Origin of the sequence: Rhizobium sp. SL86 (assembly GCF_026672545.1) — a bacterium.
In the GTDB taxonomy this organism is placed as follows: Bacteria; Pseudomonadota; Alphaproteobacteria; order Rhizobiales; family Rhizobiaceae; genus Neorhizobium.
Genome location: NZ_JAPPRJ010000002.1, coordinates 967,876 through 980,902 on the forward strand (window position 1 = coordinate 967,876; position 13,027 = coordinate 980,902).

Sequence of the window (13,027 nt, forward strand, 5' to 3'; positions counted from 1 at the left end):
AAGCGTTCTACCTTGCCCCGATAACAAACAATCCAAGGAGAAGGAACGGCCATGAAACACGTTAAATTCCTCGCGGGCGTAGCGCTCGCCCTCGGCCTGGCGGTCTCAGCCAGTGCACAGGAGATGTCCTTCTTCAGGATCGGCACCGGTGGCACGGCCGGCACCTATTATCCGATCGGCGGTCTTCTGGCGAATGCGATCTCCAGCCCGCCCGGCTCGCGCAGCTGCGACAAGGGCGGCTCCTGCGGCGTTCCGGGTCTGGTGGCTTCGGCGCTGTCGTCCAATGGCTCCGTCGCCAACATCAACGCCATTGCCGGCGGCTCGCTGGAATCCGGTTTTGCCCAGTCGGATGTGGCGACCTGGGCCTATTCGGGAACCGGTATCTGGCAGGGCAAGCCCGCAGTCGAAAAGCTGCGGACCATCGCCAACCTGTACCCGGAAAGCATTCACCTCGTGGCCAGCGCCGCGTCGGGCATCAAGAGCGTCAAGGACCTCAAGGGAAAACGGGTTTCGCTTGACGAGCCGGGCTCCGGCACGCTGGTCGACGCCCGCATCATCCTGGAAGGTTATGGCCTGAAGGAACAGGATGTGACCGCCGAATTCCTGAAGCCGGACCAGGCTGCCGACCGCATGCGCGACGGCGCCATGGACGCCTTCTTCTTCGTTGGCGGGTTCCCGGCCGGCGCTATTGCCGAACTGGCCAGCCAGCACAAGGTCACGCTGGTGCCGATCACCTGCGAGGAAGCGCCGTCGATCTGCGAAAAATACAGCTTCTTTGCCTCCGATACCGTTCCGGGCGGCACCTATGAAGGCAATCCCGATGCGGTGAAGACGCTGTCGGTCGGCGCACAGTGGATTACCAGCGCAGACCAGCCGGAAGAGCTGATCTACGGCATCACCAAGGCGCTGTGGAACGACAGCACCCGCAAGCAGCTGGATGCCGGCCACGCCAAGGGCAAGTCGATCACCAAGGCAACGGCATTGAACGGCATCGGCGTGCCGCTGCACCCGGGTGCTGAGAGATTCTACAAGGAAGCCGGGCTTCTCAAATAAGCAATGGCAGATGCCGCCACGGCATCCAACCGGATTGGGGTCGCGCAGCAGCTGCGCGGCCCTGTTTGTCTTTGGTTAGCAGGAGATGGGTCTCATGACGAATGATAAAAACAAGGCCGAGACCTCGGATGAGGTCCGCCATCTGTCGGCGGACGAGTTGCAGGCGATCGAAGAAACCTATGATCCCGAATTGCGGTTTCGCATTCTGGCCTGGCCTCTGACGGTCGCGACGGCAACGATCCTGTTCCTGCTGTCCTGCTACCACTTCTATACGGCGGGTTTCGGCATTCCGCAGGCCACGGTCCATCGGGGCCTGCATCTCGGCGTCACCCTGCTCGTGGTTTTCCTGAGCTTTTCCGCTTTCGGCAAAAAGGAAACGCGGCCGGGTGCCTTTGCCCCCTTCGGCCTGCCGTTGATTGACTGGCTGCTTGGGATCGCCGGCCTCGTGACCGCGCTTTACGTTCCGTGGATCTACAGCGAACTGGCCTTCCGTGTCGGCAATCCACTGCCCATCGATATCATCATGGGCACGGTTCTGATTGTGGCGCTGCTCGAAGCCGTGCGCCGATCCATGGGCTGGCCGCTTCCGGTGATCGCCATCCTCTTCATCGCCTATGCCTATTACGGCAAATCGATGCCGGGTATCCTCGTGCATCCGGGCGCAAGCTGGGCAAATATCGTCAACCATCTCTACCTGACCTCGCAGGGCATCTACGGCACGGCACTTGGCGTCATCGCGACTTACGTCTTCCATTTCGTGCTGTTCGGCGTGATGGCGACGCGCATCGGCCTCGGCCAGTTGTTCATCGACATCGCATCGGCGCTTGCCGGGCGTTATGCTGGCGGTCCTGCCAAGGTATCGGTTCTGTCATCAGCCTTGCTCGGCTCGATCTCCGGTTCGTCGATCGCCAATACCGTCACCACCGGGGCGCTGACCATTCCCGCAATGATCCGTATCGGTTACCCGCGCCATTTCGCTGCCGCTGTCGAAGCGGCCGCCTCCACCGGCGGTCAGATCACTCCGCCAGTCATGGGCGCCGTCGCCTTCCTGATGATCGAATATCTCGGCCTACCGCTGACCACCATTCTGACAGCTGCCCTCGTGCCGGCCTTCATGCATTTCTTCGGTGTGCTGGTGCAGGTGCATCTGGAAGCCAAGCGCCTTGGCCTGCGCGGCCTTTCTGCCGCAGAACTGCCCAATGCCTGGAAGGTGCTGAAGGAAGGCTGGCTGACCGTCATTCCGTTGATCATCCTGGTCGCCGTGCTGCTCTCCGGCCGCACGCCCTTTGCCGCCGCCTTCTGGTCCATCACCGCCTGCGTCGGTGTGCTCCTGATCCAGCAGGTGCGCGCGCAAGGCATGCTCGGCGGCCTGGCCGGCACGGCACACGGGGTGTGGGAAGGTTTCATCCTCGGCGCCAAACAATCGCTGTCGGTCACCGCCGCTGCCGCCCTGGTCGGTGTCGTGATCGGCGTCGTGACGCTGACCGGCGTCGGCTTCAAGATCGCCTACATGGTCACGAGCGTCGCGCAGGACTGGGCGGGATCGGTGCACGGCATGCTGAGCATTCTTCCCTTCGAGATCATGGGCGTCCCGACGCTGACCCTGCTCTTCACGTTGATGTTGACGGCAGTCGTCTGCATCCTGATGGGATGCGGCATTCCGACGACGGCGAACTATATCATCATGGTGGCGGTGGCAGCACCGATCCTTGGCATGCTGGGGGTCGAACAACTGGTCGCCCATTTCTTCGTCTTTTATTACGGCGTGCTGGCGGACGTCACACCACCCGTTGCCATGGCAGCCTATGCCGGCGCTGGCATTGCCGGGGCCAATGCCTTCAAGGCCGGCAATACCGCGTTTCGCCTCAGCATGGGCAAGGCGCTTGTGCCCTTCGTTTTCGCCTTCCAGCCTGCGCTTCTGCTGGTGACGGCAGACTTCACCTGGGGGAACTTTTTCCTGGCCTTCGGCGGTACCATCCTCGGCATCATCGCGCTGGCGGCGGCCGTCTCGAACTGGCTGTTTGCGCCCCTTTTCTGGTTCGAACGGATCGCGCTTGTCTTTTCGGCAATCCTGCTCGTCGCCCCGGACCTGACGGCAACCGTGATCGGGCTGCTGCTCGCCGCGCCGATCGTCGTCCGACAGCTTCTGGGCCGGAAAAACCGCAGCGAACCCACGACCGATTGAGCCCCGTCACAGGCACGGCGCCACCCGCCCGCGGCAACGCGGGCGGGCCTTGGTCAGGCGGCTTCAGCCGGCATCTGCAGTTTCGGGGATGGCGGTGTCCGGGTCCGCCGTGACCGGCGTGGTGCGAAAACTGATCGTGAACTCCAGCCCCTCCGGCGCGAAGTTCGACGTGACTTCCGGATCATAGGCGGCCGGGAATGCGAGCCGGATGAGCCTTGAGCCGAAGCCCTCGCGGGCCGGCGCGGTAACGGGCGGCCCTCCCCGCTCGCGCCAGGTCAGGGACAGCCGATCGGCCTCTTCCCTCCAAGACACCGAAAGCCGGCCTTCCTGAACCGAGAGGCTGCCGTATTTGAGGGCATTGGTGCCGAGTTCATGCAAGATCAATGACAGGGCAACCGCGATGTCCGGCGGAAGCAGCAGATGTGGCCCCGACAGGCTGATCGACTGGTCCTCGGCCGGGCGCAGGGGCTGCATCACCCGCTCGGCGACTTCCCGGATGGAGGCGTTGTTCCAGTCTTCCGAGAGCAGAGCGTCATATCCGCCGGCCAGTGCCGCCACGCGGTGCTGAAAAGAGATGATCTGCTGATCCTGTCCGCGAAACGTCTGTCGCACGATGGCCTGGATGACGGAGAGCGTGTTCTTGACCCGGTGGGATAGTTCGCGCGCCATCAGCCTGCGCTTCTCCTCGGCCGCGGCCGAAGCCTTGCGCCGCACCTCGATTTCGTCCAGCAGGCCATCGACGGCGGCGCCGACGAGGCCGAGTTCGCCCAGGCGACCTTCCATCTCCGTGCGGGCGCTCTGGTCTCCCTCGCGCCAGCGGGTGACGACCTCAACGATGTTGTGGATCGGATCGAGAATGAAGCGCCGCCCGACAAGGCTTGCCGCAATGAAGGCCAGGAATGTTCCACCCAACATCAGGAGGATGCCGGTGACGGTTGCCCTGTTGACCGGCGCAAGCGCTTCGGTCTTGGAAATCCCGAAACTGACATAAAGAGGATTGTGCGCCGTGATCGGCTGGTAACCGAGGATGCGCACCGTTCCATCCTGGCTCATGACCTCCAGGCTGCCGGAGGTCCGGGCGGTGACCAGATAGCGATACGGATCGGGAATGGCGGTGCCGACAAAGGCCTCCGGTTTGGGATGGCGAGCAATGATGACGCCATCGCGGTCGGCAACGGTGACGGACCCACCTTGAGGCACGTCGCGCTCGGTGATGCGCTTCTGAAGCCAGTCGAGACGCAGCCCCGTGGCGATCACCCCCACCGTCTCTCCCTCCCGCGTCATGCGAAACGCAATGGGCAACACCGCCTGATTGGAAATGCGGGCGATCGTGTAGCCGCCAATGACCACGTCATCGGATGTGAAGGCGCTGCGAATATAGGGACGATCGGAGAAATCCGTACCGACCTGCCAGTTGAGCGTGTCGCAGATGAGCTTGCCACCGTTGTCGAGCACGAGGATATTGCCGACGAAGGCGCCGAGTTTGCCGGAAACCTCGCTCAGCGCGTCATGACAGTGCCTCATATCCCGGTCGGTCACGGAGGGAATGGCAGCGGTGGCAATCAGCAGACCGCGAACCCCTTCCAGCATGGTCTCGATCTCGAGGGCGACCTGCTGCGAGGCGCGAATGGCCTGCTCATGCACCTCGTCATGGCGCTCCTCGCGCACCTTGAATTCGTTATAGGCCAGCATGCCGATGGCCGGCAAAAGGGCAGTCAGCGTTACCGCAGCGAGACGTCTTCTCATGATCTCACTCCCGGCCCGACAGGCGCTCGGCCTCGTTTGACACCGTGCTTTAAAAGCGATGCCGAAACTAGGCTGGATGGGCCGCCGCCGCAAGCCGGACGTTGCGAACTGTCACAACTTTCGCCGAGCAGTTACAACCTGCCCGATATTAACCGATGAACCATGCCGACGATCGTTTTGGTGTAGATCGCCCGCGCGGCAATGGGAGTGAGGTTATGATCCGTCTCCTCCAGGAAGGTCAGGCTTACCTCCGGATAGCGGCCGAGATCCCGACCCTCTGGTCCGAAATGATACTCGAGATGATCGGTCCCGACATCGCCGCGGCTATAGAGGAGGGAGACCGGTAATTTGCGGGCAGCGAGCGCGTCAAACGCCCTGCGCACGGCCTTGCGCTCCGCAGCACGTAGAAAACTGAGGCCCGTGTGTGCAAAGAGCTGCCCTTCGATCTTGCGTACGAGCGTGGCCGCAACGTTTTTCGCCGAACCGGCCAGATCAATTTCACCACGCAGGACACGCAGGATGGTTGCTGGGTTCAGGAGCTTCCGCCGATAGGTCGCCATGCTTTGCGGCATGGCACGAAGATCCTCCTGCAGGGGATGATCCTCGTCCCAGACGAAACAGTAGGGATTGACCAAAACGAGGCCGTTCAACCGGGCATCCCCAAGCCCGGCGCGGAAAGCGAGATAGGCGCCGCTGCAACGCCCGACAGCGAGGATCGGCGCGTCCGGACGTCTCGCCCGCAGGAAATCGACCGCCGCCAGCGCATCCTTTTCCTGCGCGGGCGCGTAGAGCACCTGCGTCGGTGCCGTCACCTCTGGCGGGCTGTCAGCCACATTGGCGCAATCGAAGCGCAGCGACGGGATGCCCTCGGCAGCCAGCCGGCGTGCCGTCTCGGTCGTCAGCCGACCCCAGCCGGAGTGGCGGTCATAGGCAGAGCCGAAGAACAGCACGGTAGGTTTGCCTGTCGCCTGGATCGGTTGGCAAAGAACGCCGGCAAGGCGCAGGTTGTCTCCAAAGCGAACCCCTGTCTCGGAAAACACATCGGCCTGCAATGTCGCCCCTAAAGGTGGCGCAGCCGCGACCGGCCCGGCAGACGAGCCGGTATCAGGCGCATGATCACCGATCCACGAGATCAGCCGGTCAACGACTTCCCGCGGGATCCGGGCATTGATCGGTCCGGCGATCAGCGCTTCATAACCTTCGAACGGATGGCGTTCGACGGTCAGGCTGCTGGACTCGACCGCCTCGGCAAAGGCATCCGCCCCGATCTGGCCCGGACGCTCCAGCAACAGGCACGGAACGGACACATCGGCAGCAGGCACCGTGAGCTTCAACCGCCCGACCTCGGCGGCGATCTCCGCCGGCATCACGAGGCTGGCAATGGCGGTCACGCCCGGTGGCTGGCGGTCCTCTGCCTTGAGGTTCAGGCTATCGTCGACGACCTTCGACCAGACGGAGAGTTCACGAAGATAGCCGCGACCCGACAGGACCGGCGCCAGAAGCGCCATGCCCGCAAGATCGGCGATCTGCGGCAAGGACTGAAGCGCAAGCGAAGCGCCGAGCCCCTGCCCGACGACGATGACCTTGCGGAAGCCTTGGAGCTTCAGCCAGCCGGCAGCTTCGACGAGACTGTCACGCCAAAGGTTGAGACCAGCAGCGCAGGAGGACGGATCGAGGGAATCGCCTGTTCCCGGAAGGTCGAACCGCAGGCTGGCAATGCCGCGATCAGATAGGCGATCTGCAATAAGACGGAAGAATTTGCGGGTGGAGAGCTCCTCCAGCCCCCAAGGGGCGACAAACAGCACGGCCGTCGTCCGCGCGGATACGGTGCCGCGGGCTGGCATGTAACGACCGGCGCACAGTCCGAACGCGACCGGTTCGGCCGCACTGACCTGTCCTCCGCTCTGACCAGGACGGACGGCGGGGCTGTCTTCGGCCATCGACGCACGAGGGTTCGAAACCAGGGCCGGATGGTCTAGAGAGATCGCCATAACGTAAACGTGTCCGTCTGTCGTCTGCACGCGCTGTGCAGGTCACGGCGCATCATGGCCGTGTCGAAAGAACCTTACGGCCAAAGGGATTACCAATGATTTTCGATGATCGTTAAAATGTGAGTATTCTCTGAATCTGGCACAGCCTATGGTTAAGCCATCGGTCAAGAACAGGCTGTGCGGCAATCCGCAGCAAGCTTGGCGCCGTACGGGAGGCATCGGGGAGGATAACCATGGAAGCACCGGCCTATGCGCCGTCCTTGCGCCTGCTGCACTGGCTAATTGCGCTGCTCGTCCTGTCGGTCTGGCCTCTCGGCTTCATGATCAAGTTCGTCAGGGACGAGGTGAAGCTCGATTTCTACATGCTGCATGAATCGCTCGGCTTCATCGTGCTGTGGCTGATGCTGGTGCGCATCGGCGCACGGCTTTCAAAGGGCGCGCCGCAAGGACTGACCACGGGCATCGAGCACTACGTGGCAACGGCGGTGCACGTGCTTCTCTACCTTTTCCTGATCGTGATGCCCGTCACGGGTTTCCTCGCCACCAATGCACACGGTTTTCCGCTGCAGTGGTTCGGCCTCTTCCGGGTCTGGAGCCCGATCGACAAGGCGCCGGAGATTGCGCCGGTCTTTTCGATGATCCACGAATGGAGTTCCTGGATCCTTTTGGCCCTCTTTGCGTTACACATCGCTGGCGTGATCTTCCACCATGTGATCCGCCGCGATGGCACCCTTTACCGAATCCTCTGACGGATGTGATGCCCATGCGCCGTATCGACATGAATGACACGCTCTGGTCCCGCCTGCTGGCCATCCGGAACCGACAGCAGGGCTTGCCGGCCCGGACGCCAGAACCGGCGCTGTCGCTCTACGGCCCGATTGCCGCAGCGCGCGGCCGTTTCGTGCTGGCGCAGGTCGGCCAGTCTCTCGACGGACGTGTGGCAACCCCCTTCGGCGACGCACGCGACATTTCCGGCCCGGACGGCATTGCCCACCTGCATCGCTGCCGCGCGCTGGTCGATGCGGTCATCGTCGGGATCGGCACGGTAAAGGCAGACAATCCACGCCTTTCCGTGCGCGCCGTGCCAGGCCCGGATCCCGTCCGTGTGGTGATAGACTGCCATGCGGAACTGACCGGCGAGGAAGGCCTGTTTCACGACGGCGGCGCTCCCCTCATCCTCATCCAGTCGGACGAGGCATCGCCGCGGGACTATCCGGCCGATGTCATCCGCCTGCCGCGTGGCGAAAACGGCCTTTGTCCGAACGACATCCTCGAAGCGCTTGAAGACCGGAATCTGGAGCGGATCCTGGTGGAAGGTGGCGCGCGCACCATCGCACGTTTCGTCGACCAGGGGCTGGTCGACCACCTGCATGTCTCGATCGCACCGTTGATCATCGGATCGGGGCCGCAGGGCATATCTCTGCCGCCGATCCGCACCCTGTCGGAGGCGCACCGCCCTTCGGCCAATATCTTCAGTCTGGGCAGCGACGTGCTGTTCGACTGTAGACTGCGCGAAGAGCGGAACGTCTCATCAGCCCGGCAGCGCCAGAAGGTCCAGGTGACCGACAAGACAGCTGCCGCCCTGGTCGATATCGGCTAGGCGCTGATCGCGCCAGGACTGCACGGAAGCGCGGTCCAGATCCCCCATCTCCAGAACGGGCGCGACCATGCCTTCGACGAAGGCGTGGTGCAGGGCCTCTTCACCGGGCCCGATGCGCCAGGGACTGTCCGCCGTCAGCACCTCGTAACCGAGGTCTTGCAGCACAGTCTTCAGATGGGGCGTCGCCATTGGTCCCAGCGCCTCGCCAAATCCCTTGTCGGTTGTCTGGTGCCGGTTGAAACTGCGCACGATCTGGATGTCGAGAACATGCCGATTGGTCCAGATGATGCGGCCGTCGTAATTCAGCGCGGCATACAGCGCGACCGAATGTTTGGCCGCCCGCGCGGCAAGGTTTTCGCAAAACGACAGTGAACTGAGGTCGAAGAACGCGGAGGCGGTCAGAAGATCGACGCCCTCCAGCGGCAGGGTCTCAAGGTCCGTCAGGTCCTGCTGCAGGGTCTTGACCTCCGGTCGGGCAATCAGCCGCGATGCTTCCGCAAGAAGGGCGGAATCGTAATCCACCAGAAGCCAGTCGGCTGCCTCTGGCAGGCGGGCGCTCAAACTGCGATAGGTCGAACCCGTTCCGCAACCGATATCGACGATCCTGGGCACGCGCTGCCGTCCAGCAAACAGGCCGTCGATCTTGCGCAGCAGCGCGGGGTTGCGGGCAGCCCTGTCCGCCGGCTCGCGCAGGCTGAGCCAGGATGTGTCAAAGCCGCTCATTGAATGTCCTCCAGCCTGTTTGAAACGGTCACGGCGGTTTCCCGCCAGGTCGGCAGGGCGAGACCCGCCCGCCGGGCAGCCGCGGCCATCGTTTCGCGCAGTGGCCCGTCAGCCACCAGTCTTCCGATGGCATCGGCAAGGGCATCGATGTCGTCGACCTCGACCAGAAATCCGGCATCCTGCGGCACCACATCCGGCACGGCGCCGGCGCGGCAGCCGACGACGGGAAGCCCGTGCGCGAGCGCTTCGGCGAACACCATGCCGTAACCTTCGTATCGGCTGGCAAGCACGAAGATATCGGCCCTCGCCATCTCGGCGCGCACATCCGGCTGCTCCCCGGCAAGCGTCACACGATCAGTGAGAGACAGGTCCTCACACAGGGCGGCAAGTTCTTTCGCCGTGACCGGATCGAGATCCGGGCTGCCGATGATGGTGGCACGCCAGGCGAGATGCCGCAGAAGCGCCAGCGCCCGAAGCAGCACGTCATGCCCCTTTCGCCGCGTCAGAGAGCCGACCGAGAGGATATGCGGCTCGACCATTCCTGACGACGCAATCTCTCCGGGTTCCGTGCCAGGAAGGGCGGCGGTGATCTTCGGGTACGGAACATCCAGAAGCGATGCAACCTGCCGTGCCGTAGCATGCGACGTCACGAAAACGTGGCGCACTGCGGACAGAGCCCGCGTCTCGCTCGCGAGAAGCCGCTGTTTTTGCTCGGCAGACACACCGGTTTCAAGAGCAAGCGGGTGGTGGACCAGCGCGACAAGCCGAAGACGTTTCGCCTCGCGCACCGCCCAATCGGGCATCACGCCGAAAGCAAGCCCGTCGACAAGCACGAGGTCCCCGTCGGGAAGCTCCGACAGTTGCCGCTCCGCCTGCGCAAGAACGACCGGTGACGGATCGGGAAAACCCTCGCCAAGGCTGACCGGTTCGACCGACCAGCCGAGGTCACTCAGTTCACGGATCAGATGCCGGTCATAGGCGTAACCGCCGGTCTTGGTATCGAGCCTGCCCGGAAAGGCGAAAACCAGGCGGCGGTTCAAAGATCCGCCTCGTACCAGCCGCGCGCTGCGTGGCTTTCATGCAGGAGAACGCGCAGGCGGCAGATGCGGTCACTGCCAGGACCGAGCTTCTTTTCCGAAACCGCCTCCGCCAGCCGGTCGAAGATATGCTTGGAGAGGACCTCGGTGGTCGTGACCCGCCCCTTGAAGATCTCCAACTCGTCGAGGTTCTGGTAGTTGAGCGGTTTCAGCACCTCGGACAACGTCTGGGTCGCAAGGCCGATATCGACGGCCAGCCCATCCTCATCCAGGTCCTTCGTGAAAAACGCCGCATCGACGACAAAGGTGGCGCCGTGCATGCCCTGCGCCGGGCCGAAGACCGGGCGCGGCAGGCTGTGGGCAATCATGATGTGGTCCCGGACTTCGACAGCAAACATTCGATGCATATTCCTTTTTCAGTATCGGATACGGTGGAGAAGTGTCGCGGACGACTGGAGGATACGCGGGTAATCCTCGGCCAGATCAGCAAAGGCGCTTTCGCCCGAGATCAGGGCCTCCAGGCGCTCGTCGCGCAGAAGTTCCATGACCTTGGAAAGACGGCGGGCATGGCTCCAGCGGGGCCGCATGGAGGGGGCAACATGGCCGACCTGCGAGGAAATGATCCTCAGCCGCCTGGAATGGAAGGCGCCACCGAGCGACAGGCTGGCGGGGCGCTCGCCATACCAGCTCGCCTCGACAATCCGCGCTTCAAGGCCGGCAAGGTCGATCGCCTGCGAAAGAGCCGCGGACGCACCGGAGGCGTTGATGAGCACATCATATTCCCCCTCCAGACTGTTTGGCACGGCGAATGCAACACCGAGCGCCTCGGCCAGACTGGCGCGTTCGAGATTGGGATCGACAATCACGACCTCCGTGCCGGCGATGCGGGTTGCAAGATAGGCGACAAGGCTGCCGACGACACCTGCACCGAAGACGGCGATGCGCTCACCCGGCATGATGCCTGCGTCCCAGATGATGTTGAGAGCCGTTTCCATATTGGCCGCCAGCACGGCACGCCCGGACGGCAGATCCTTGGGCAGCGGCGCGACGGCCGCACTGGGCACAACGAAGACTTCCTGGTGCGGATGCAAACAGAAGACCGCCCGGCCGATCAGCTGCGGGTCGCCGGCCTCCACCGTGCCGATGGCGCAGTAGCCATATTTCAACGGAAAACCGAAATCGCCCTCCATAAAGGGCACACGCATGCGCTCCCGCTCGCTCTCCGGCACCAGCCCCTGGAAAACCGTCGCTTCGGTGCCGCGGCTGATCCCGGAAAAATCGGTGCGAACGAGGACCTGACCATCGGCAGGTGGGGAAATCGGACCATCGCGCAACAAAGCTTTTCCCGGCGCCTCGAACCATAAGGCCCGTGACGACGTTATGGACCCTATGGGTTCATGGCGAAAATGGGAGAGCGTCATACGAGCATCCTGCGACTGGGTAAGCCTTGACTGGCATCAAATAGGGCGCTGCCCGCGAAATGACCGCCCGTCGCCCATCAAAATTCTTTTACCCGGATCCAACAATCCGCCGAGGACGCGCAAGCGTAACGCCATCTAACGACATCAGGAGGCTAGCATGACAGCACCAAGCCCATTTTCCACCACTCTATTTGATCCCGCCATCGAGGTGGAACGGGCCGTGTCCGAACTTCGCTACGGGCGCCCGGTCCTGCTGAGGGATCAGGACAAGACGCTTGCGGTGCTGGCGCTCGATGCCGTGCAGCCGAAGATCTACGACGCGTTTGCCGGGGTGACCGGGGAGGATCATCATCTCATGCTGACAGCGCGCCGGGCAGCACGCCTTGGACTGAAAGCGAAGTCGGATGTGCTTGTACCATTGGCCGGCATCGATTTCGACCAGGCTTCCAGGCTTTCCTATGCGCTTGACGTCGAGGCGCCGAAGCGCTGGACACCGGCTTCGACGCTTGCGTCGGAAAGCGTCGAACTTGCGCATGTCTCGCTGCTTTTGCCGGCAATGGTGGTGGCCGACGTGACTGGCCGGCAGAGCGCGTTTTCCGCATGCTGCAGCCTTCATGCGGCAGCGCTTACGGATTACCGGCCGGCGCGCGGCAACTTCCAGAAGGTCGTCCGCACCCGGGTGCCGCTTGAGGATTATGGCAACGCCGATTTCGTCGTCTTTCGCGGCGGCGTGGCGCAGAAGGACCAGGTGGCGATCATTGTCGGCAAGCCGGACGTGTCCAAGCCGGTGCCGATCCGGATCCACTCCTCCTGTATCACGGGCGATCTCTGCGGCTCGCTGAAATGCGACTGTGGGGACCAGTTGCGCAATGGTCTCGATCTCCTGCAGCAGGCAGGCGGCGGCGTTCTGCTGTACCTCGACCAGGAGGGCCGCGGCACCGGCATCGGCGCCAAGATGCGCGCCTATGGTTATCAGCATCTTGGCCTGGACACGATCGATGCGGACGCGGAACTGGGCTTTGCGGAGGACCATCGGCGTTACGAGGCAGCGATTGCCATGCTGAAGCTGCTCGATATTGCGGAAGTGATTGTGTTCACCAACAATCCGACCAAGATTGAAAGCCTGCGCCAGGCGGGAATCAAGGTGCATCAGAGAACACCCGTGCTCGGTCGCGTGACGCGCGAGAACGAGAACTACCTGCGGACAAAGACACTGCGGGCGGGTCACATGATGGACCTCGAGACGCTGATTGCTGCAGAGTAATTGGCAG

11 protein-coding genes are annotated in these 13,027 nt (G+C 63.0%); 5 read left to right on the forward strand and 6 right to left on the reverse strand.

All coding sequences use genetic code 11. From position 1 onward, the window contains the following. The first annotated feature begins 51 nt into the window (after window positions 1-51). Together OU993_RS16605 and OU993_RS16610 are read left to right on the forward strand one after the other, a co-directional pair. The gene (locus OU993_RS16605) at window positions 52-1,053 is read left to right on the forward strand and encodes a TAXI family TRAP transporter solute-binding subunit (RefSeq protein WP_268159255.1); all 1,002 of its coding nucleotides are present in this window, start codon (window positions 52-54) and stop codon (window positions 1,051-1,053) included. 94 nt (window positions 1,054-1,147) lie between these two features. Further along, the gene (locus tag OU993_RS16610) at window positions 1,148-3,238 is read left to right on the forward strand and encodes a TRAP transporter permease (RefSeq protein WP_268159257.1); all 2,091 of its coding nucleotides are present in this window, start codon (window positions 1,148-1,150) and stop codon (window positions 3,236-3,238) included. 63 nt (window positions 3,239-3,301) lie between these two features. Here the strand turns inward: OU993_RS16610 and OU993_RS16615 are convergent, their stop codons facing one another. Next, entirely contained in the window at window positions 3,302-4,984 is a 1,683-nt protein-coding gene (locus OU993_RS16615) for a sensor histidine kinase (protein WP_268159258.1), read from the reverse strand. A 131-nt stretch (window positions 4,985-5,115) separates the two neighbouring features. Then, complete coding sequence (locus OU993_RS16620; RefSeq protein WP_268159260.1) at window positions 5,116-6,975, reverse strand: alpha/beta fold hydrolase; 1,860 nt, start codon at window positions 6,973-6,975, stop codon at window positions 5,116-5,118. Window positions 6,976-7,208: 233 nt separating this feature from the next. On the opposite strand from OU993_RS16620, the gene OU993_RS16625 reads away from it, so the two are divergent. Both OU993_RS16625 and OU993_RS16630 read left to right on the forward strand, forming a co-directional pair. Continuing rightward, window positions 7,209-7,724 carry a cytochrome b gene (locus tag OU993_RS16625; RefSeq protein WP_268159262.1) on the forward strand — a complete coding sequence of 172 codons (516 nt, stop codon included), beginning with the start codon at window positions 7,209-7,211 and terminating at the stop codon, window positions 7,722-7,724. Between the two features lie 14 nt (window positions 7,725-7,738). Then, window positions 7,739-8,575, forward strand: a complete 837-nt coding sequence (locus OU993_RS16630) for a RibD family protein (RefSeq protein ID WP_268159264.1) — start codon at window positions 7,739-7,741, stop codon at window positions 8,573-8,575. Here OU993_RS16630 and OU993_RS16635 read toward each other — a convergent pair. The 4 genes from OU993_RS16635 to OU993_RS16650 are packed head-to-tail and all read right to left on the reverse strand — an operon-like array spanning window position 8,507 to window position 11,669. Then, complete coding sequence (locus tag OU993_RS16635) at window positions 8,507-9,298, reverse strand: class I SAM-dependent methyltransferase (protein WP_268159266.1); 792 nt, start codon at window positions 9,296-9,298, stop codon at window positions 8,507-8,509. The two genes, OU993_RS16630 and OU993_RS16635, sit on opposite strands and share 69 nt — an antisense overlap. Then, window positions 9,295-10,338, reverse strand: a complete 1,044-nt coding sequence (locus OU993_RS16640; protein ID WP_268159268.1) for a glycosyltransferase family 4 protein — start codon at window positions 10,336-10,338, stop codon at window positions 9,295-9,297. The genes OU993_RS16635 and OU993_RS16640 overlap by 4 nt, the downstream gene beginning before the upstream one ends. Further along, window positions 10,335-10,733, reverse strand: a complete 399-nt coding sequence (locus tag OU993_RS16645; RefSeq protein ID WP_268159270.1) for a 6-pyruvoyl trahydropterin synthase family protein — start codon at window positions 10,731-10,733, stop codon at window positions 10,335-10,337. Before OU993_RS16645 ends, OU993_RS16640 begins: the two co-directional genes overlap by 4 nt. Window positions 10,734-10,751: 18 nt before the next feature. Then, window positions 10,752-11,669 (reverse strand): zinc-dependent alcohol dehydrogenase, encoded by a 918-nt coding sequence (locus OU993_RS16650; RefSeq protein WP_268159272.1) that lies wholly within the window; start codon window positions 11,667-11,669, stop codon window positions 10,752-10,754. 244 nt (window positions 11,670-11,913) lie between these two features. Between OU993_RS16650 and ribA the strand changes: the two genes are divergently transcribed. After that, window positions 11,914-13,020 (forward strand): GTP cyclohydrolase II RibA, encoded by a 1,107-nt coding sequence (gene ribA, locus OU993_RS16655; RefSeq protein WP_268159274.1) that lies wholly within the window; start codon window positions 11,914-11,916, stop codon window positions 13,018-13,020. Window positions 13,021-13,027: the final 7 nt, after the last annotated feature.

What these genes read in the sequence shown, in the direction of transcription:
- OU993_RS16605 (WP_268159255.1), top strand. Translation starts at nt 52, where the DNA reads ATGAAACACGTTAAATTCCTCGCGGGCGTAGCGCTCGCCCTCGGCCTG.
- OU993_RS16610 (WP_268159257.1), top strand. Translation starts at nt 1,148, where the DNA reads ATGACGAATGATAAAAACAAGGCCGAGACCTCGGATGAGGTCCGCCAT.
- OU993_RS16615 (WP_268159258.1), bottom strand. Translation starts at nt 4,984, where the DNA reads ATGAGAAGACGTCTCGCTGCGGTAACGCTGACTGCCCTTTTGCCGGCC.
- OU993_RS16620 (WP_268159260.1), bottom strand. Translation starts at nt 6,975, where the DNA reads ATGGCGATCTCTCTAGACCATCCGGCCCTGGTTTCGAACCCTCGTGCG.
- OU993_RS16625 (WP_268159262.1), top strand. Translation starts at nt 7,209, where the DNA reads ATGGAAGCACCGGCCTATGCGCCGTCCTTGCGCCTGCTGCACTGGCTA.
- OU993_RS16630 (WP_268159264.1), top strand. Translation starts at nt 7,739, where the DNA reads ATGCGCCGTATCGACATGAATGACACGCTCTGGTCCCGCCTGCTGGCC.
- OU993_RS16635 (WP_268159266.1), bottom strand. Translation starts at nt 9,298, where the DNA reads ATGAGCGGCTTTGACACATCCTGGCTCAGCCTGCGCGAGCCGGCGGAC.
- OU993_RS16645 (WP_268159270.1), bottom strand. Translation starts at nt 10,733, where the DNA reads ATGTTTGCTGTCGAAGTCCGGGACCACATCATGATTGCCCACAGCCTG.
- ribA (WP_268159274.1), top strand. Translation starts at nt 11,914, where the DNA reads ATGACAGCACCAAGCCCATTTTCCACCACTCTATTTGATCCCGCCATC.